At 50.7% G+C, this 18,702-nt stretch carries 18 protein-coding genes; 12 read left to right on the forward strand and 6 right to left on the reverse strand.

Annotated elements, in window-relative coordinates:
* Positions 1–8: 8 nt before the first annotated feature.
* Complete coding sequence (locus QWJ20_RS13330) at positions 9–236, reverse strand: hypothetical protein (RefSeq protein ID WP_095700629.1); 228 nt, start codon at positions 234–236, stop codon at positions 9–11.
* Positions 237–298: 62 nt separating this feature from the next.
* Here QWJ20_RS13330 and QWJ20_RS13335 point away from each other — a divergent pair, with 62 nt between their 5' ends.
* The 5 genes from QWJ20_RS13335 to QWJ20_RS13355 all read left to right on the forward strand — a co-directional run bounded on the left by QWJ20_RS13335 (position 299) and on the right by QWJ20_RS13355 (position 4,739).
* Positions 299–514, forward strand: coding sequence for a hypothetical protein (locus QWJ20_RS13335; RefSeq protein WP_174864987.1), 216 nt, complete (start codon positions 299–301; stop codon positions 512–514).
* Positions 515–921: 407 nt separating this feature from the next.
* Positions 922–2,541, forward strand: a complete 1,620-nt coding sequence (locus QWJ20_RS13340; protein ID WP_174864986.1) for a methyl-accepting chemotaxis protein — start codon at positions 922–924, stop codon at positions 2,539–2,541.
* Positions 2,542–2,755: 214 nt separating this feature from the next.
* The gene (locus tag QWJ20_RS13345; protein WP_433992725.1) at positions 2,756–3,592 is read left to right on the forward strand and encodes an AraC family transcriptional regulator; all 837 of its coding nucleotides are present in this window, start codon (positions 2,756–2,758) and stop codon (positions 3,590–3,592) included.
* A gap of 104 nt (positions 3,593–3,696) precedes the next feature.
* Positions 3,697–4,431: an AzlC family ABC transporter permease gene (locus QWJ20_RS13350; protein ID WP_433992726.1), complete on the forward strand. Its 735-nt coding sequence runs from the start codon at positions 3,697–3,699 to the stop codon at positions 4,429–4,431.
* Positions 4,428–4,739, forward strand: a complete 312-nt coding sequence (locus QWJ20_RS13355) for an AzlD domain-containing protein (RefSeq protein ID WP_039501490.1) — start codon at positions 4,428–4,430, stop codon at positions 4,737–4,739. Before QWJ20_RS13350 ends, QWJ20_RS13355 begins: the two co-directional genes overlap by 4 nt.
* 68 nt (positions 4,740–4,807) lie before the next feature.
* Here QWJ20_RS13355 and leuD read toward each other — a convergent pair whose 3' ends face one another.
* The 4 genes from leuD to leuA are packed head-to-tail and all read right to left on the reverse strand — an operon-like array spanning position 4,808 to position 9,516.
* Complete coding sequence (gene leuD / locus QWJ20_RS13360; protein WP_095992907.1) at positions 4,808–5,410, reverse strand: 3-isopropylmalate dehydratase small subunit; 603 nt, start codon at positions 5,408–5,410, stop codon at positions 4,808–4,810.
* Positions 5,411–5,423: 13 nt separating this feature from the next.
* On the reverse strand, positions 5,424–6,824 hold the full coding sequence (gene leuC / locus QWJ20_RS13365; protein ID WP_103861880.1) for a 3-isopropylmalate dehydratase large subunit: 1,401 nt from the start codon (positions 6,822–6,824) through the stop codon (positions 5,424–5,426).
* Between the two features lie 2 nt (positions 6,825–6,826).
* Positions 6,827–7,918 (reverse strand): 3-isopropylmalate dehydrogenase, encoded by a 1,092-nt coding sequence (leuB, locus tag QWJ20_RS13370; protein WP_010298064.1) that lies wholly within the window; start codon positions 7,916–7,918, stop codon positions 6,827–6,829.
* Positions 7,918–9,516: a 2-isopropylmalate synthase gene (leuA, locus tag QWJ20_RS13375; RefSeq protein WP_039483465.1), complete on the reverse strand. Its 1,599-nt coding sequence runs from the start codon at positions 9,514–9,516 to the stop codon at positions 7,918–7,920. Before leuA ends, leuB begins: the two co-directional genes overlap by 1 nt.
* Positions 9,517–9,926: 410 nt before the next feature.
* Here leuA and QWJ20_RS13380 point away from each other — a divergent pair, with 410 nt between their 5' ends.
* The 4 genes from QWJ20_RS13380 (at position 9,927) to cra (ending at position 15,578) form a co-directional block, all read left to right on the forward strand.
* Positions 9,927–11,732, forward strand: coding sequence for an AMP-dependent synthetase/ligase (locus QWJ20_RS13380; RefSeq protein ID WP_224073109.1), 1,806 nt, complete (start codon positions 9,927–9,929; stop codon positions 11,730–11,732).
* A 361-nt stretch (positions 11,733–12,093) separates the two neighbouring features.
* On the forward strand, positions 12,094–13,812 hold the full coding sequence (gene ilvI, locus QWJ20_RS13385) for an acetolactate synthase 3 large subunit (protein WP_039483468.1): 1,719 nt from the start codon (positions 12,094–12,096) through the stop codon (positions 13,810–13,812).
* Between the two features lie 2 nt (positions 13,813–13,814).
* Positions 13,815–14,306 (forward strand): acetolactate synthase small subunit, encoded by a 492-nt coding sequence (ilvN, locus tag QWJ20_RS13390; protein WP_095700619.1) that lies wholly within the window; start codon positions 13,815–13,817, stop codon positions 14,304–14,306.
* 267 nt (positions 14,307–14,573) lie between these two features.
* Complete coding sequence (cra, locus tag QWJ20_RS13395; protein WP_095700618.1) at positions 14,574–15,578, forward strand: catabolite repressor/activator; 1,005 nt, start codon at positions 14,574–14,576, stop codon at positions 15,576–15,578.
* A gap of 67 nt (positions 15,579–15,645) precedes the next feature.
* Here the strand turns inward: cra and QWJ20_RS13400 are convergent, their stop codons facing one another.
* Positions 15,646–16,083, reverse strand: coding sequence for an L-alanine exporter AlaE (locus QWJ20_RS13400; protein ID WP_231051755.1), 438 nt, complete (start codon positions 16,081–16,083; stop codon positions 15,646–15,648).
* 888 nt (positions 16,084–16,971) lie between these two features.
* Between QWJ20_RS13400 and mraZ the strand changes: the two genes are divergently transcribed.
* Genes mraZ through ftsL form a run of 3 tightly spaced genes read left to right on the forward strand, consistent with a single transcriptional unit; the run spans position 16,972 to position 18,694 of the window.
* Positions 16,972–17,430: a division/cell wall cluster transcriptional repressor MraZ gene (gene mraZ / locus QWJ20_RS13405; RefSeq protein WP_010298042.1), complete on the forward strand. Its 459-nt coding sequence runs from the start codon at positions 16,972–16,974 to the stop codon at positions 17,428–17,430.
* Positions 17,431–17,432: 2 nt separating this feature from the next.
* Positions 17,433–18,377: a 16S rRNA (cytosine(1402)-N(4))-methyltransferase RsmH gene (gene rsmH / locus QWJ20_RS13410; RefSeq protein WP_095700617.1), complete on the forward strand. Its 945-nt coding sequence runs from the start codon at positions 17,433–17,435 to the stop codon at positions 18,375–18,377.
* Complete coding sequence (gene ftsL / locus QWJ20_RS13415; RefSeq protein ID WP_039278301.1) at positions 18,374–18,694, forward strand: cell division protein FtsL; 321 nt, start codon at positions 18,374–18,376, stop codon at positions 18,692–18,694. Before rsmH ends, ftsL begins: the two co-directional genes overlap by 4 nt.
* Positions 18,695–18,702 lie beyond the last annotated feature (8 nt).

Consider the following 18,702-nt stretch of genomic DNA (forward strand, 5'->3'; position numbering starts at 1 on the left):
TGTGTCTTCTATTGTTTCAGTATTGCCTGACAGCTATCGACGTTGCGGCGGATTTGCTTTGCGTGATTTTCCGGGACTGATGGCGTGGACCAAATGCTCATCATATGGGTACTGTGATCCGGCGTGCCACAGATAAGCCTGCCAAATGCATGTCCGCTGCTGGGATAAAAACGCCAGCCTTGCGCTAGTGCGTATTCAATGGCTGCCTGAATATGCTTATTTGGATGTTTTTTCATCGCTATGTAGGGCCATGGTAAATTTATCTGTTGACGGTTGTCAACGCTGGTATTGATCGAGAATGAAATATACCCGCTTATTTCGCTGGCGATTAAACGGCGTGATCGGCCTGCGCGCGGCTTCGCAAAAGCAAATCGAAGAAGAAGACTGGAGAAGAAACATGCAGCAGAGAAAGACGTCGGGCATGTTTATGGCAGGTTATTCCACCGGTTCAGATGGGCGACAACGTGCCGAAGCATGGGGATCATCGGTGAACATTAACCTGAGCGTGTCGTAGCGTGATGCTTTTATATTCAGGATGACGAAATAATCAATCAGTAATGTTGAATGTTAAAGCGTGTTTATTTTCAATAAAAAAGAATGACTCCGTTAATTTATTTTTTCTCTTATAATTAATATTAATGTAAGAATAATGACTAAAATAATTCACTAATTTAGTGTAATTGTTTTCATTCTAAATTGTTTTTCTTGGAAACTATTTTCGTTGAAATTATAGGCGGTTTTTTTGTGATGGCGGTCCTATGGATAAAATTATTCTTTATAGTCCCCTGTTTTTTATCTTGTGTTTAACGCACATTGTCACAACCTTTAAATATTATGTAACATGCAGCAGCGTTTTATTTTTTCTTGCTTACCAGCAATTTACTTCACAGCAATTTTTTGAATAACTCGACGGATGTAAAAATGAGCGATGTTCCTTATCAGTCAATAGCGATTTACGAAAAACCAGAACCCTGGCACGCTGCACCTGGCGTACACAACATCAAACTGACGCCCCTTTTCATCATTGTTTTTTCTGGTGTTTTACTTCTTTTTGCTTTGGCAGTTTCCACATCGTCCTATTTCCTTAAGCAGGCTGAACAGTCGTTAAATAGTTCGACGCTGGAATTGAATGTTCGAATGGAACTTGTTGATAGTGCTAATCATATGCGTGCAGCGCGTATGAATTTGCTACATGCTGTGAATCACTTACGTAATGGTCTTACTGATAACTACAATGCGAGTATGAAAGCGGCAGAAGAACGTTTGTCGATGTCTCAGCAAATGTTTAATGGGTATCAAAATAGGTCGGTTCGTTCTGATGTTGAACTCGCCCGCGATAATGAATTAAAAGCGCGCTATGGCGATTATGTTGAACGCGGTATTAAACCCATGTTTGACATCGCGAAGAAGGGCAATGTTGAAGAACTGAATGCATTTGAGTCGACGACCCTGTCTAAATTGGACGATGAGTATGATGTGCCGTTGAAGGCGTCTTATCTTTATCGGGTTGAGATGGCGAAAAATATTAATGTGACGGCGGAAAGGAATTCCACTCTGGGCTATACGCTCATGATAGGCGCCTTTATTCTGGCGATCGTATTAACGGGCATGACGTTCTTATTAATTCGTCGGGTCATTATTAACCCAGTGCAGTATTGGGTGTCACGCATACAGGCAATCGCGCACGGAGATTTAACACGCACGAGTGTGGATGTCGGACGGAATGAAATCGGTATTTTGGGGAACAACATCCAGCAAATGCAGGATTCGCTCTCCGAAACGGTTGGCTCGGTACGCGACAGTGCAGAGTCGATTCACCGCAGTTCGACGAAAATTGCCGTCGGTAATACGGATTTGTCTGCACGAACAGAGCAGCAGGCTGCGGCGTTGGCGGAAACTGCGGCCAGCATGGAACAGCTCACGGCTGCGGTGAAGCAGAATACCGATAATGCACACCATGCAAGCGTTGTGGCGACGGAGACCTCATCCAAAGCGGTGAACGGTGGCAGCATTGTTGAACAGGTTGTGGGGTCTATGGCGGATATCGCCAAGAGTTCAGACAAAATTTCTGAGATTATCGCGCTCATTAACGGGATTGCATTTCAGACCAATATTCTGGCACTGAATGCGGCGGTTGAAGCCGCGAGAGCGGGCGAGCAGGGTAAAGGATTTGCGGTAGTTGCGGGAGAAGTGCGTAATCTGGCACAGCGCTCGGCTAACGCCGCGACGGAAATTGCCGCACTGATTAAAGAATCCGAAGCCAGAGTGACAGAGGGAACGACGCTGGCATCCGAAGCGGGTAAAGCGATGGCCGAGATTGTGGCTGAAATTAATAACGTCACCCGCATCATGAATGAGATCGCGCTGGCGTCTGATGAACAGAGCAGTGGTATCAATCAGGTGTCGTTAGCGATATCAGAAATGGATCGGGTTACGCAACAAAACGCGACGCTGGTGCTAGAGGCTTCCTCGTCTGCCGCATCGCTCGAGCAGCAGGCCGAACGGTTGAATCTTGGCGTGTCCCGATTTCATCTGATGTAACCCGGTGGGTAAAAGACAAGAGCGGTAAAAGACAGGAATCATCAATGGCCAGCGGCTTTGTCGCTGGCTTTTTTTCGTTGTTTTTTCGAGCATGGGGATGTGAATCCGCTTCTGATAGAATCAGTGAACAGGTACGCTGTTTCTGGCGATAAAGAAGGATGCACATGGCGCTTCCGCCAGAGCAATTTTGTACAAATGATAAGAGGATTAACGCGTGCATAAAAAGCCGGTAGTGCAAGAGCAAACACACTTCAGACACCTGGAGGCATTAGGTGGTCTGGATATGTTGCAGGCGCAGTACTACCAGCAGCGTTTTCCTCGTCATGTGCATGATACGTATTGCATCAGTGTGATTGAGCAGGGGGCTCAGCGTTTTTATCGCTCCGGCGCAGAGCACGTTGCGCCCAAAGGCGACATCATTCTGGTGAACGCGGACGATGTACACACGGGGAGTTCCGAGGTAGAAACTGGCTGGGCCTATCGCGCCATTTATCCGCATCCCGATCTTTTTCGCTCGATTAATCAGGATCTTCAACGCTCAAAGGATTCCATTCCGTGGTTTCCCGACGCCGTTGTTCACGATCCCGGACTGGCGGATCAGCTGCTCATGACGTTCAATATGCTCGCTCAGCCGGGCAATATGCTCTTGAAAGAAACGCTGCTGTTGTCGTCATTAACCTGGCTGACGATGCGCTACAGCAAGACGCGCCTGACGCCACAGATGCTGCCCGTTGCGACCCAAAACATATTGAACGTTAAAGCGTTTATGGACAGCAATCCTGAGAGAGAACTGGCTCTCGTTGAATTGGCCGCGCTGGCTGAACTCAGTGTGTGGCACTTCTTACGACAGTTTAAAGCGGTGGTGGGGATTACGCCTCACGCCTACTTGATTCAGGCTCGCCTGCGCAAGGCTAAGACACTATTGCGTAAAGGCAGTGCTATCCTTGATGTCTCCGTATCGTGTGGTTTTACCGATCAGAGCCACTTCCACCGTCATTTCAAAAATTCTTTGGGTCTGACGCCGGGCGAGTTTGCTAAAGGCAATCTGTAGTTATACTCGACCCCTATTCTGGGGCGCAGCAAATTCATCCAATACTCTTAAACAACGTTTTGTTAGTTTTCCGCTATCGATTTTTTATGGTAGTGCAATGTTATATGGAAAACACCGTAGCCCGTTCATCATCTGAATCAAAAGACACCGTTAGTCCGTGGAAGCATTTTATGACCGGCGTGGTTGAAATGCTTCCGCTCTGTTTGTCCGTGGTGCCCTGGGGCATTCTGGCTGGCTCTATGGCTATCCAGTCGGGATTATCTGTCGGACAAAGTATCGGGATGTCGGCGATTATTTTCGCGGGGGCGGCGCAGCTCGTCTCACTCGGGTTGCTCATGTCTGGGGTGAATGTCGCGACGCTATTAATCTCCGTTTTTTTTATCACCGCACAGCACCTGATATATGGCCTGACGTTACGCGAATATGTTTCAACGTTGAAATTAAGAAAGCGGCTGCCTATCGGATTTTTATTATCAGACGAGCTTTTTGCACTCAGTGAAAAGAAAGACAGAAAGAACAACTTGAGTACCAGCTATTTAATCGGTGCGGGTTTCACCTTTTATATTTTTTGGAATATCTTCAGTATTCTTGGCGTGGTCATGGCGTCATCTGTGCCCGATTTGGATAAGTATCATCTTGATTATTCTATCGTTGCCACGTTCATCACCATTGTGGTACCGATGATAAAGAAAATCAGCACCTTTTCTGGCGTTCTGTTCTCCCTGCTGTTGTCGATGCTGCTGACCTATTTCAAGGTAGAAGGCGCCATTGCTATTGCCGGCGTCGGCGGCATGTTTTTCTCTGTGTTTATTGCGTCTGTGCTTAAGGAAGAAAAATGAGCTGGTTATTGATATTCGTTCTGGCAGGGATTGTGTTTTTTAATCGCTATATTTTTCTCGAACCCGCTGTGCCGGTAAAAATTCCGGTTTTACTCCATCGTGCATTAAAGTATTCAGCACCTTGTTTACTCACCGCGATTTGCGGGCCGATTATTTTAATGGATCACGGTGTGATTCGCGCATTTCCTGATAACCCGTATTTTCTCGGCGCGATAGTGAGTGTCGTGATTTCATTCTTCATCAGAAATATTGTGGGCGCGGTGCTTTTGAGTATGTTGGCTTTCTATCTGATTGCCGCGCTGTTGTAATCCGCCCATTCTTCCAAAAGAAAAAGCCCGCAATAAAGTGCGGGCTTCGGGCTATCTGTAATCTTGAATCAGTTCAGAAAGGCAGGCTGATTCTTTTCATACTCGGTAATAGACGCTTCGTGTTGCAGCGTCAGGCCGATGCTGTCTAATCCGTTGATCATGCAGTGACGACGGAAGCTGTCGATTTCGAACGGATAGCTTTTGCTGCCAGCCTGAACGACCTGATTTTCCAGATCGACCGTGAAGGTAATACCTTCCTGACCGTCAACCAGCTTGAACAGCTCATCCACTTCTTCGTCGCTCAATTTCACCGGCAGCAGTTGGTTGTTAAACGAGTTACCGTAGAAAATATCGGCGAAGCTCGGAGCGATAACGACGTTGAAGCCGTAATCAGTCAGCGCCCACGGCGCGTGCTCACGAGAAGAGCCGCAGCCGAAATTTTCCCGCGCCAGCAGGATGCTCGCTCCTTTGTAATGCGGCTGGTTCAGCACAAACTCAGGGTTAGGCTGTTGGCCCGCATCGTCCAGAAAGCGCCAGTCGTGGAACAGGTGTTGGCCGAAACCGGTACGCGTCACCTTTTGCAGAAACTGCTTAGGAATGATGGCGTCGGTATCGACGTTAGCGGCATCCAGAGGAACCACCAGACCTGTGTGTTGAGTAAATTTAGCCATGTCGGTTTCTCTCTTAATTCAACTCGCGGACGTCGGCAAAGCGACCCGTCACTGCGGCAGCCGCAGCCATTGCCGGGCTGACCAGATGGGTGCGGCCAGCGCGACCCTGACGGCCTTCAAAGTTACGGTTGCTGGTTGATGCACAACGTTCGCCGGGGTTCAGGCGGTCGTTGTTCATTGCCAGACACATGGAGCAGCCCGGTAAGCGCCACTCAAAGCCCGCCTCGATGAACACTTTATCCAGCCCTTCCAGCTCCGCCATGGTTTTTACCGGGCCGGAGCCGGGTACGACGATAGCCTGTACGCCAGCGGCAACTTTGCGCCCTTTGGCGATTTCTGCCGCGGCGCGCAAATCTTCGATACGCGAATTGGTGCAGGAGCCGATGAAGACTTTATCGATCTTCACGTCGGTCAGTTTAATGCCGGGTTGCAGATCCATATAGGCCAGCGCTTTGGCCGCAGAGGCGCGTTCTACCGGATCGCTGAAAGAGTCAGGGCTAGGGATTTCCTGATTGACGGCGATAACCTGCCCGGGGTTGGTGCCCCAGGTGACCTGCGGCGCGATCTGAGCGGCGTCCAGCGTGACGATCGTGTCGAACTGCGCGTCATCATCGGATTTCAGCGTGCTCCAGTACGCAACGGCAGCATCCCAGTTGGCATCTTTCGGTGCAAACTGACGGCCTTTCAGGTAGTTGAAGGTCGTCTCGTCCGGCGCGACCAGACCTGCCTTCGCGCCCATTTCAATCGCCATATTACACAGCGTCATACGGCCTTCCATGCTCAGCGCACGAATAGCGGTACCGCAGAATTCAACGACGTGACCAGTGCCGCCTGCGCTACCGGTTTTACCGATGATCGCCAGCACGATGTCTTTCGCAGTGATGCCATGTGCGGCATCGCCAGTAACTTCGATCTTCATGGTTTTGGCGCGACCCTGTTTCAGGGTTTGCGTCGCCAGCACATGTTCCACTTCCGACGTACCGATACCGAAAGCCAGTGAGCCAAACGCGCCGTGCGTTGCCGTGTGTGAGTCACCGCAGACGATGGTCATACCCGGCAGCGTCATCCCTTGTTCAGGCCCGATAACGTGAACGATGCCCTGATACGGGTGGTTCAGGTCATACAGCTGAACGCCGAATTCTGCACAGTTTTTGATTAACTCCTGCATCTGGATGCGGGCCATCTCGCCACTGGCATTGATGTCTTTGGTCTGCGTGGACACGTTGTGGTCCATGGTCGCGAAGGTTTTCCCCGGTTGACGAACCTTACGGCCCATCGCACGCAGGCCGTCGAAAGCCTGTGGGGAAGTCACTTCGTGTACCAGATGTCTGTCGATATACAGCAGCGGCGTTTCGTTCGGCGCTTCATGAACCACGTGCGCTTCGAACAATTTTTGATATAACGTCTTACCCATGGTTATGCCCCTTGCGCGACAAAACGCGCAATCACGTCGCCCATTTCATTGGTGCCGATCGCGCTGCCAGTGCTTGCCAAATCGGCAGTGCGATAGCCTTCAGCCAGTGCGGTATTGACGGCTTTTTCGATCGCCTCTGCGGCATCGTCCGCACCCAGGCTGTAGCGCAGCAGCAGTGCCAGCGACAGAATCTGTGCAATCGGGTTAGCAATATCTTTACCAGCGATATCCGGTGCGGAACCGCCAGCCGGTTCGTACAGGCCAAAGCCTTGTTCGTTCAGGCTTGCGGAAGGCAACATGCCCATTGAACCGGTAATCATGGCGCACTCGTCGGACAGAATGTCACCGAACAGGTTAGAACACAGCATCACGTCAAACTGAGACGGATCTTTAATTAACTGCATCGTCGCGTTATCGATATACAGATGGGACAGCTTCACATCGGGATAGGCTTTGGCGACTTCGTTGACGATCTCGCGCCACAGAATCGAGCTTTGCAGCACGTTGGCTTTATCGATGGAGGTTACGATGCTGCGACGTTTGCGAGCGGATTCAAACGCGATATGGGCGATGCGCTCAATCTCGAAACGGTGATACACCTCGGTATCGAAAGCGCGCTCATACTGACCGCTACCTTCACGACCTTTTGGCTGGCCGAAGTAGATCCCACCCGTCAGTTCGCGGACGCACAGGATATCAAAGCCTTTCGCGGCGATGTCGCTACGCAGCGGACAAAACGCTTCCAGCCCCTGATACAGACGAGCAGGGCGCAGGTTGCTGAACAGTTTGAAGTGCTTACGCAGAGGCAATAACGCACCGCGCTCCGGCTGCTCTGCCGGCGGCAGGTGTTCCCATTTCGGGCCGCCCACGGAACCAAACAGAATCGCATCGGCCTGCTCACAGCCAGCGACGGTCGCCTGCGGCAGCGGTGTGCCCTGACGGTCAATGGCGATACCGCCAACGTCATATTCGCTGGTGGTAATGCGGATGCCAAAACGCTGACGTACCGCATCCAGTACTTTATGGGCCTGCGCCATTACTTCTGGGCCAATGCCGTCTCCGGGTAAAACGGCGATATGGTAGCTCTTTGTCATCACACTGTTTCCTGACTGTTTTGTTGTTTGCTATCGTTTTGTTGTTGGTTGCTGTGCTGCTGCAGACGTTGAATTTCTTTTTCTACCTGCTGAGCACGTTTGATGTTGTTTAATACATTTACCATTGCCTGCGCGGAAGATTCAACGATATCCGTTGCCAGACCGACGCCGTGGAAGCGACGCCCTTGATAATCCGCGACAATATCAACCTGACCCAGCGCATCACGACCCTGACCTTTGGCGGTCAGTTGGTATTTGACCAGCGAAACCTGATAACCCGTAATGCGGTTGATCGCCTGATAAACGGCATCCACCGGACCATTACCCGTCGCGGCTTCTGACTGGGTTTCTTCGCCGCAGATCAGTTTGACAGAGGCGGTTGCCATCACGCTGGAGCCGGACTGAACGCTGAAATAATCCAGATGGTAGAACTCAGGCTCTTCCTGCTGACGGCTGATAAAGGCCAGCGCTTCCAAATCGTAATCAAAGACCTGACCTTTCTTATCCGCCAGTTTCAGGAAGGCAGAGTACAAATCGTCCAGATTGTAATCGCTGTCCTGATAGCCCATCTCTTCCATGCGGTGTTTCACCGCCGCGCGACCGGAACGGGAAGTCAGGTTCAACTGGACTTCTTTCAGACCGATGGATTCCGGCGTCATGATTTCGTAGTTTTCACGGTTCTTCAGCACGCCATCCTGGTGAATACCAGAGGAGTGAGCGAAGGCGTTGGCACCCACAACCGCTTTGTTAGCAGGGATAGGCATGTTGCAAATCTGACTGACCAACTGGCTGGTACGGTAGATTTCCTGATGATTGATGTTGGTGTGTACATTCAGGATGTCATGACGGGTTTTGATCGCCATGATGACTTCTTCCAGTGAACAGTTACCCGCGCGTTCGCCGATACCGTTCAATGTGCCTTCTACCTGACGTGCGCCTGCATGCACCGCCGCCATGGCGTTGCCGACGGCCAGACCCAGATCGTCATGAGTGTGAACGGAAATGATAGCTTTATCGATATTGGGAACACGTTGGTACAACGAGGCGATGATATTGCCGAACTCATGCGGCATGGTGTAGCCGACGGTGTCAGGAATATTGATGGTGCGAGCACCGGCATTGATGGCGGCTTCAACCACGCGACACAGATCTGGGATTGGCGTACGGCCCGCATCTTCGCAGGAAAATTCAACGTCGTCTGTGTAGTTACGTGCGCGTTTGATCATGTAAATGGCGCGTTCGATCACTTCATCCAGCGTGCTGCGCAGCTTCGTGGCGATGTGCATCGGTGAGGTCGCGATAAAGGTGTGGATACGGAACGCTTCTGCGACACGCAGTGCTTCTGCGGCGACATCGATGTCCTTTTCGACGCAGCGGGTCAGGCCACACACACGACTATTTTTGATATTGCGGGCAATCGTCTGAACAGATTCAAAGTCGCCGGGAGAGGACACAGGAAAGCCAACTTCCATAACATCAACGCCCATACGCTCCAGGGCGAAGGCAATTTGCAGCTTCTCTTTTACACTCAGACTCGCCTGTAAAGCCTGTTCACCATCGCGTAATGTGGTATCGAAAATAATGACTTGCTCGCTCATCGGTTTAGTTCCTTGTCGTGTCTACTTGTACTTGGCGCTCGGCGAGTAAAAAAAAACCCGCGCATCAGCGCGGGTTTTTGTATCGTGTGGCGAGAAACTTAGTTCTGAACTCTGCCCACAAACCTACCGCGCAAGAAGGATGCGTTTAGTAGTAGGCCTAGTAGGACAGTAAAGTTGAACATGGTGTCTCGTCATCTAAAATTCGGTGTTCCTTTATTGGTACGCGATTATCAGGGTTATGTCAACTTTTGATTGGTGTGACATGCATCAAGTAAACCAGCGATAGCCTGCGCCGAATGAACGAAAGATCGTTGCGGTTTTGAACAATGACGGTAGACTGCACGCCAAATAATGTACAGCTGTACGCTGAAACGCTGTCAAATTCTTCCCCCTTAGAAATTCTTTTACAGATGAATAATCATTTACAGCCATACCATGTGGTGCACCGGGTCCAAGATCGAATCAATCACTGCGCAGGCCGTATTACGTTGCGCGAGTGGACGCCTGCGGGCGAACAGCAGCTCACCTGGACACAGGCCGGGCAGCGCATTCAGCGCATTGCCAGCGCGCTCTTAGCGCTGGGGCTGGATGTTCAGGAACGGGTTGCGATTTTCTCTCATAACTCAATGAACTGGTCGCTGGCCGATCTGGCGCTGCTGCACCTGCGTGCTATCAGCGTGCCAATCTATGCTACGAATACGGCGTCGCAGGCAGCGTTCATCATCAATGATGCGGATATCCGTACGATATTCGTCGGCGGTCAGGAGCAGTTGGATGCGCTGCTGGCGCTGCGGGATACGTGCCCGCAACTGCGAAACATCATCGTGATGGACGAGGGCGTTAATCTACGCGGTAGCGACATCGCACAATCCCTGCATGAATTTGAAGCGCAGGCCGTAGACGATTTCTGGCGTGATGAATGGCAAACGCGCATCGACAGCCGTGATCTCAACGATCTGTTTACGCTGATCTATACCTCTGGCACTACCGGCGAGCCGAAAGGTGTCATGTTGGATTACACCAACATGGCGATGCAGCTTAAGCTGCATGACGATCGTTTAAGCATGTCGGAAAACGACGTATCGCTCTGTTTCTTACCGCTTTCCCACGTATTTGAACGTGCGTGGAGCTTTGTCATCATGCATCGTGGTGCCCAGAACGTGTATCTCAACAACACGAATCTGGTTCGTGATGCGATGCAGGCGGTGAAGCCGACGGTGATGTGCGCCGTACCGCGTTTTTATGAGAAAGTGTATAGCGCCATCCATGAAAAAGTGGCGCAGGCGCCGTGGTATCGCCAGCGTCTATTTAACTGGGCTATCGCGCAGGGGCAACACGCTTTTCTGGCGAACCAAACCGCGAAGAAGGGCGGTCTCTTCCGCCGCGTTATGCACCACTATGCAGACCGTCTGGTGTTAGGGAAACTGCGCCAGTTGCTGGGCGGCGAGATTCGCTTTATGCCAGCCGCAGGTGCGCGACTGGATGACAACATCATTCTGTTTTTCCGGTCGATCGGGATTCGCATTATCTATGGTTATGGCATGACCGAAACCTGTGCGACGGTTTCCTGCTGGGAGGAAGGTCGCTTCCGCTTGGGCTCTATTGGTACGCCGCTGCCGGGCATTGAGGTCCGCATTGGCGAGGAAAAAGAGATTCAGGTACGCGGTGCGACCATCATGCGGGGTTATTTCCACCGTCCGCAGGAAACCGCAGAAACCTTTACCGAAGATGGCTGGCTGAAAACCGGCGATGCGGGGGAACTGGATGCCAACGGTAACCTGTTTATTACCGAACGGTTGAAAGATCTGATGAAAACCTCCGGCGGTAAATATATTGCACCGCAGCATCTGGAAGGCACGCTGGGACAGGATCGTTTCATTGAGCAGGTTGCGATTATTGCAGACACGCGTAAGTACGTGTCTGCGCTGATTGTTCCCTGCTTCGAAGCATTGGAAGAATACGCTCACTCCATCAATCTGAAGTACCACGATCGTCTGGAACTGCTGCGCCACAGCCATATTATTGAGCTGTTCGAACAGCGTTTGCGGGAGATGCAGAAAGAGCTTTCCCGCGTGGAGCAGGTGAAGAAATTCACGCTGTTGCCAGTGCCGTTTTCGATGGCGGAAGGGGAGCTGACGCCAACGCTCAAGCTGCGCAGGAAGATCATCAACCAGCGTTACCAGTTGGAAATTGATGCGATGTACGCAGAGTCTTGATGATGTCGTAGGCCGAGAAGCGCGTTTCCTGAAAAGAAATGTGGTTTTCGGCCTCAATATTTCACTCTGTAATTTGTGGCCTTTATGGACGATCTCTCAGGTCTGAAGGTTCCCAGTTAGTATTTTATCTCAGTTCCTTTTTCCCTCACGTTTGATTTCCCCTAGGCACGATTAAGGGCGGTGGTTTTTTGCCGTTTGTCTGCGTCATAATCTGGCGTTATGTTAATGGGTTATCAGTAATCCCTATAATATTTCGTATTCTTGTACTAAAAGTTAACAGTATTAATACAATGTGAGCACGGGGATTTCTCCCGATCAATACAGAAGCGGATTCCGCTTTCTGAACAAAAGAGGCAGACCCATGGAGATGTTGTCAGGCGCCGAAATGGTGGTCCGATCGTTGATCGATCAGGGCGTAAAACATGTGTTCGGTTATCCGGGCGGTGCGGTGTTGGATATTTACGACGCCCTGCATACGGTTGGCGGTATCGAGCATATTTTGGTGCGGCATGAGCAAGGTGCGGTACATATGGCGGATGGCTATACGCGCGCGACGGGTGAGGTCGGCGTTGTGCTGGTCACGTCTGGTCCCGGTGCGACCAATGCCATTACCGGTATCGCTACTGCCTATATGGACTCCATTCCTATGGTGGTGTTGTCCGGTCAGGTTGCGACTTCGTTGATTGGCTACGATTCCTTCCAGGAATGCGACATGGTGGGGATCTCTCGCCCGATCGTGAAGCACAGTTTTCTGGTCAAGAAAGCGGAAGATGTCCCGACGATCCTGAAAAAAGCGTTTTATCTGGCATCAACCGGACGTCCGGGTCCTGTAGTGGTCGATCTGCCGAAAGACGTTATGAATCCGGCGAATAAGCTGCCGTACGTTTATCCCGAAAGCATCAGCATGCGTTCCTATAGCCCGACGGTTCAAGGGCACAAAGGGCAGATTCGTCGTGCGCTGCAAACCCTGCTGGCGGCAGAAAAGCCGATTATCTACAGCGGTGGCGGCGTGATTAACGCAGAGTGCCACGAAGAACTGCTGACGCTGGCCGAAAAACTGAACCTTCCAGTGACAACCTCGCTGATGGGGCTGGGCGGCTTTCCTGGCACGCACCGTCAATGCCTCGGTATGCTGGGGATGCACGGGACGTATGAAGCCAACATGGCTATGCATAACGCCGATGTGATTTTCGCCGTCGGGGTGCGCTTCGACGACCGTACGACGAACAATCTGGCGAAGTACTGTCCGAATGCGACGGTATTGCATATTGATATCGATCCTGCGTCGATTTCCAAAACGGTCAATGCCGATGTTCCTATCGTTGGCGATGCCAAACAGGTATTAAGCCTGATGCTGGAGTTGCTGGCGCAAGATGGCGCACAGCAGCAGTTTGATGCGCTGCGCGACTGGTGGCAGGGTATCGAACAGTGGCGTGGGCGTCACTGTCTGAAATACAGCACTGACAGCGACAAGATTAAACCGCAGGCGGTGATTGAAACGCTACACCGACTGACCGAAGGTAAAGCCTATGTGGCATCGGACGTCGGCCAGCACCAGATGTTCGCCGCGCTGTATTATCCTTTCGATTTACCGCGCCGCTGGGTGAACTCTGGTGGATTGGGTACGATGGGCTTTGGCCTGCCAGCAGCATTGGGCATCAAACTTGCGCTGCCGGAAGAAACGGTGATTTGCGTAACGGGCGACGGCAGTATTCAGATGAATATTCAGGAGCTTTCTACGGCGCTGCAATATGATCTGCCGGTGGTGGTCATTAACCTGAACAACCGTTTCCTCGGTATGGTGAAGCAGTGGCAGGATATGATCTACTCTGGCCGCCATTCCAGTTCTTACATGGAATCATTACCGGATTTCGTCAAGCTGGCTGAAGCGTACGGTCACGTCGGGATTTCTATCGATACGCCGGACGAACTGGAAAGCAAGCTGTTGCAAGCGCTGGCGCAGAAAGATCGTCTGGTGTTTGTTGATATCAATATCGACAGCAGCGAGCATGTTTACCCCATGCAGATTCGCGGCGGGGCGATGGATGAAATGTGGTTGAGCAAAACGGAGAGGACCTGATCATGCGGCGGATTTTATCAGTATTACTTGAGAATGAATCAGGCGCCTTGTCACGTGTCGTCGGCCTGTTTTCCCAGCGCGGCTACAATATCGAAAGTCTGACGGTGGCACCAACCGAAGACCCAACGCTATCTCGTATGACTATCCAGACCGTAGGCGATGAGAAAGTGCTGGAGCAGATCGAAAAGCAACTGCACAAGCTGGTGGATGTCCTGCGCGTCAGTGAACTGGGGCAGGGGTCACACGTTGAGCGTGAGATCATGCTGGTGAAGCTACAGGCTACAGGCTATGGTCGTGAAGAAGTGAAACGCTGCGCCGATATTTTCCGCGGCCAGATCGTGGATGTTACCGCTTCGCTTTATACCGTACAGCTTGCTGGTACCAGCGATAAACTGGATGCGTTCCTCAGTGCCGTACGTGAAGTGTCCGAAATTGTTGAAGTGGCGCGTTCTGGTATCGTCGGCGTATCGCGCGGCGATAAAATCATGCGTTAATCGACTTTTCGCTGCTTTTTCTTTTAAGAGGCCCGATAATCGTATCGGGCCTTTTTATTTCCCTTATCTTATATAGACACAATATATTCAGCTTAAAAGACATCCATTATTGATATGGCAGCTTGAAATATGTGGGTAACGTGATAAAAGCAGTTGCCGTACAAAAGCTTCTGCTGTTAGATCTACGCCATATCCATGATGATTTTATGGTCATCACACTATTTATTGAGCCGGCCTACTTATTTTCCGGCCTACTAAGGGGTTACCGTGAAACTGGATGAAATCGCGCGTCTTGCGGGTGTTTCACGCACGACAGCCAGCTATGTCATTAACGGGAAAGCAAAACAATATCGCGTCAGCGATAAGACCGTTGAGAAAGTCATGGCTGTCGTCAGGGAGCACAATTATCATCCCAACGCCGTCGCGGCTGGATTACGTGCCGGGCGTACGCGTTCAATTGGTTTGGTTATTCCCGATTTGGAAAATACCAGCTATACGCGCATCGCTAATTATCTGGAGCGTCAGGCCAGACAGCGCGGATACCAGCTATTAATTGCGTGTTCAGAAGATCAGCCAGACAACGAGATGCGGTGTATTGAGCATCTGTTGCAGCGCCAGGTCGACGCGATTATTGTTTCTACCGCATTACCGCCGGAACACCCGTTTTATCAACGTTGGATAAACGGCAGTCTGCCGATTATTGCGTTAGACAGGGCGTTAGATCGTGAGCACTTCACCAGCGTGGTGGGAGCCGATCTTGAAGATGCTGAAATGCTGGCGCAAGAATTAAGGAAAATGCCCGCGAAATCGGTACTTTATCTTGGTGCCTTGCCTGAGCTTTCCGTCAGTTTCTTGCGTGAGCAGGGGTTCCGTCAGGCGTGGGCGGGCGATCCGCGCGAAGTGAATTACCTTTATTCCAATAGCTATGAACGTGTGGCTTCCGCTGCTGCGTTTATGGATTATTTGAAAGATAATCCTATGCCCGAAGCGTTATTCACCACCTCATTCCCGTTATTGCAGGGGGTGATGGATGTTAACCTGAGGATCAACGGACGTTTGCCGAATAATCTGGCTATCGCGACCTTTGGGGACAATGAGCTGTTGGATTATCTGGAGTGCCCGGTATTGTCTGTCGCTCAGCGCCATCGTGAAGTCGCGGAACGCGTACTGGAGTTGGTGTTGGCTAGTCTGGATGAACCGAAAAGACCGAAACCTGGTTTGAATCGTATCCGGCGTAATCTGTATCGTCGTGGTTCTTTGAGCCGCGCGTAATCTCTACCTGCTTTTTTGCGCCATAGATTGCTATGGCGCTTCTTCCTTACCCAGCCTCAATTCACTTTTACGGCAAAGCGACCCGGAATAGCCGACGGCAATATTCCAGAAAGTAGCCATATATCACGCCCGTCACCATCGACACCACCAAATTACTGGTCACTGCGGTCAGGATTTGCGCAGGATTCGCCCCGATAGACCAGAGAATGATGGCGTAAACCGGCGATTGGAAACTGACATAGGCAAACAGATCGGCAACGCTGCGCACCAGGAAATGTTCACCACCGTGACGTCTGGCCATATTCAACACGCGATCACGGTAAAGCCCATACGGCCAGGCAATGGCAATATTGACGGGGATAGATAACAAGCGTGAAGACAGCGATTGTTCAACGCTCATACCGGAAAGCATGATTTCTATCGCCATGCCGGTGATGAAACAATAGACAACGAGCGCAAAGGTATCTGCGGTGGCACTTCGCAATCGTGACGTCGGGGAAAACATTCCTGGTTGCTCCATTCTTAGGGCGGATAAACTGGTGTAATGGTTTGGTATGGTTTTTTGTCATGCCTTATTTTATTTGTGTAGTTTACATCACTGCATGATTGGCTTTGTACTAGGTAAAAATATTTATTTGTGAGTGTTTTTTATACTTTCCCGCTACTTTATGTCTGTCCGGTAACTTTCCCGTTTTTTTATCGCGATGAGGGATTTAAAATTATTAAAAAACAATTCGTTATGGTTTTTTAGTGAAAGGCCTTTCTGCGTGAGAGGGAATTGCGTTAAAGCATTAAAGGAAGTGAGTAGATGACCGATAAAACAGGGTTGCTTGTGGTGCCCCATTTTTAATACGTCTTTGAGGATGAGGGATGCTTAATTTATTCGGCACGTTTCCTGAACCTGCTTTCTTTTCAGGAAACCGCATTCGTCAGTAGGGGTATCAATTCACGTAAATCAGCTGATTAATGAGGAATTGGCGATGTTGATGTTAAAAATGTGACATTGAGCAGATGTTAACAGCTACGGTATGATGCTGCGGACTTGTGTAGGCCTTGGTATTCAAGGTGTTTGGCTTGGTAAGACTATTCTGAAAACCGCTGTCTTTGGTATCAGCTTGTGACAATAAAAATAATCGATATACCGGAGTTGGTGGCTATATGTTTGCAATGTTCTCGTTCCGCCATGAATTTATCTCAAATTATCATGATGTTAATCTTTGTTAATTCTGACTCCTTATTCCTTTTGCCTCTATTACGGCCCCAATTCATTCAGGAATAATCCCAAAGCGCGCCAGCTCTGGCTTGACAAGGTTTTCATACCCTCCGTACACTCTTAAAGGTGGGGTTTTGTGGGGTAAAGTGGTGAAAAAGGTTATGGAGGGGTAACTCAGGTATGTTTCGTGGAGCTACGCTGGTTAACCTCGACAGTAAAGGGCGCCTTGCTGTGCCTACCCGATATCGGGAAATGCTGAACGGGGAATCGCAAGGTCAAATGGTTTGCACCATTGACTTGCATCAGCCATGCCTGCTGCTTTATCCCCTACCTGAATGGGAAATTATTGAACAAAAATTGTCGCGCTTGTCGAGCATGAACCCTGCTGAACGTCGTGTTCAGCGTTTGTTATTGGGGCATGCCAGCGAGTGCCAAATGGATAGTGCAGGGCGTTTGTTGATTGCGAATACGTTAAGGCAGCATGCGGACCTCAAAAAAGAAGTGATGCTAGTCGGGCAGTTCAACAAGTTTGAACTGTGGGATGAACAGACTTGGTATCAACAGGTCAGGGATGATATTGACGCTGAACAATCGACTCAGGAACCTTTGTCTGAGCGGTTGCAGGACCTATCGCTATAGCCATGCTGGAAAATTATAAACATACCACCGTCCTGTTGGATGAGGCAGTAAATGGCCTGAACATTCGCAGCGGCGGCATATACATCGACGGCACATTTGGCCGTGGTGGCCATTCTCGTCTGATTCTTTCCCAACTGGGGCCGGAAGGACGTCTGTTAGCTATCGATCGCGATCCTCAGGCAATTGAAGCTGCCAAAGCGATTGACGATCCTCGTTTCTCTATTATTCACGGGCCGTTTTCCGCGATGGCGGAGTATGTTGCGGAACTCGGACTGACCGGAAAGATCGATGGCGTTCTGCTCGATCTTGGCGTTTCTTCTCCTCAGCTTGATGACCCTGAACGTGGGTTCTCCTTTATGCGCGATGGCCCGCTGGATATGCGTATGGATCCGACGCGTGGCTTGTCCGCTGCTGAATGGCTGATGAAAGCGGAAGCTGACGATATTGTCTGGGTCTTGAAAACTTTCGGCGAAGAGCGTTTTGCCAAGCGTATTGCTCGCGCCATTGTGGAACGTAATCGTCTCGATCCGATGACGCGGACGAAAGAACTCGCCGAATTGATCGCTGCCGCTAGTCCGTTTCGGGAAAAACATAAACATCCGGCAACGCGCAGTTTTCAGGCGATCCGCATTTATATTAATAGCGAACTGGAAGAGATCGAACGTGCACTAGAAGGTGCATTGAGCGTACTGGCTCCGCAGGGGCGTCTGTCGGTGATCAGCTTCCACTCGTTAGAAGATCGGATTGTGAAACGGTTTATTCGCCATCAGAGCCGTGGGCCACAGGTACCAGCTGGCCTGCCGTTAACGGAAGAACAGTTGCGCAGCCAGGGCGGGCAGACGTTAAAAGCTGTTGGCAAGAAACTGATGCCTTCGGAAGCAGAAGTGGCGGAAAACCCACGCGCGCGCAGTTCAGTTCTGCGCTTCGCTGAGAGACTGCCAGCGTGATCGGTAACGAGCGGCATACTCTGGTTGGCGTCATCGGTGAGGATTTGCTGCGTCATGCAAAGCTCCCGGTGTTGCTGATGGTTGCCGTGCTGGTTTCTGCGGTCTTTGTGGTTACAACGGCGCATAAGACGCGCCTGCTGACGGCAGAACGCGAGCAGCTTCTGCTGGAGCGTGATGCGTTGGATATCGAATGGAGAAACCTGATCCTGGAGGAAAACTCACTAGGGGATCATAGCCGCGTGGAGCGGATCGCGACGGAAAAACTGCAAATGGGGCACGTTGATCCGTCACAGGAAAACATTGTGGTTAAGCAATGAACTAAATA

This window comes from Pectobacterium sp. S5 (assembly GCF_051707265.1).
In the GTDB taxonomy this organism is placed as follows: Bacteria; Pseudomonadota; Gammaproteobacteria; order Enterobacterales; family Enterobacteriaceae; genus Pectobacterium; species Pectobacterium polare.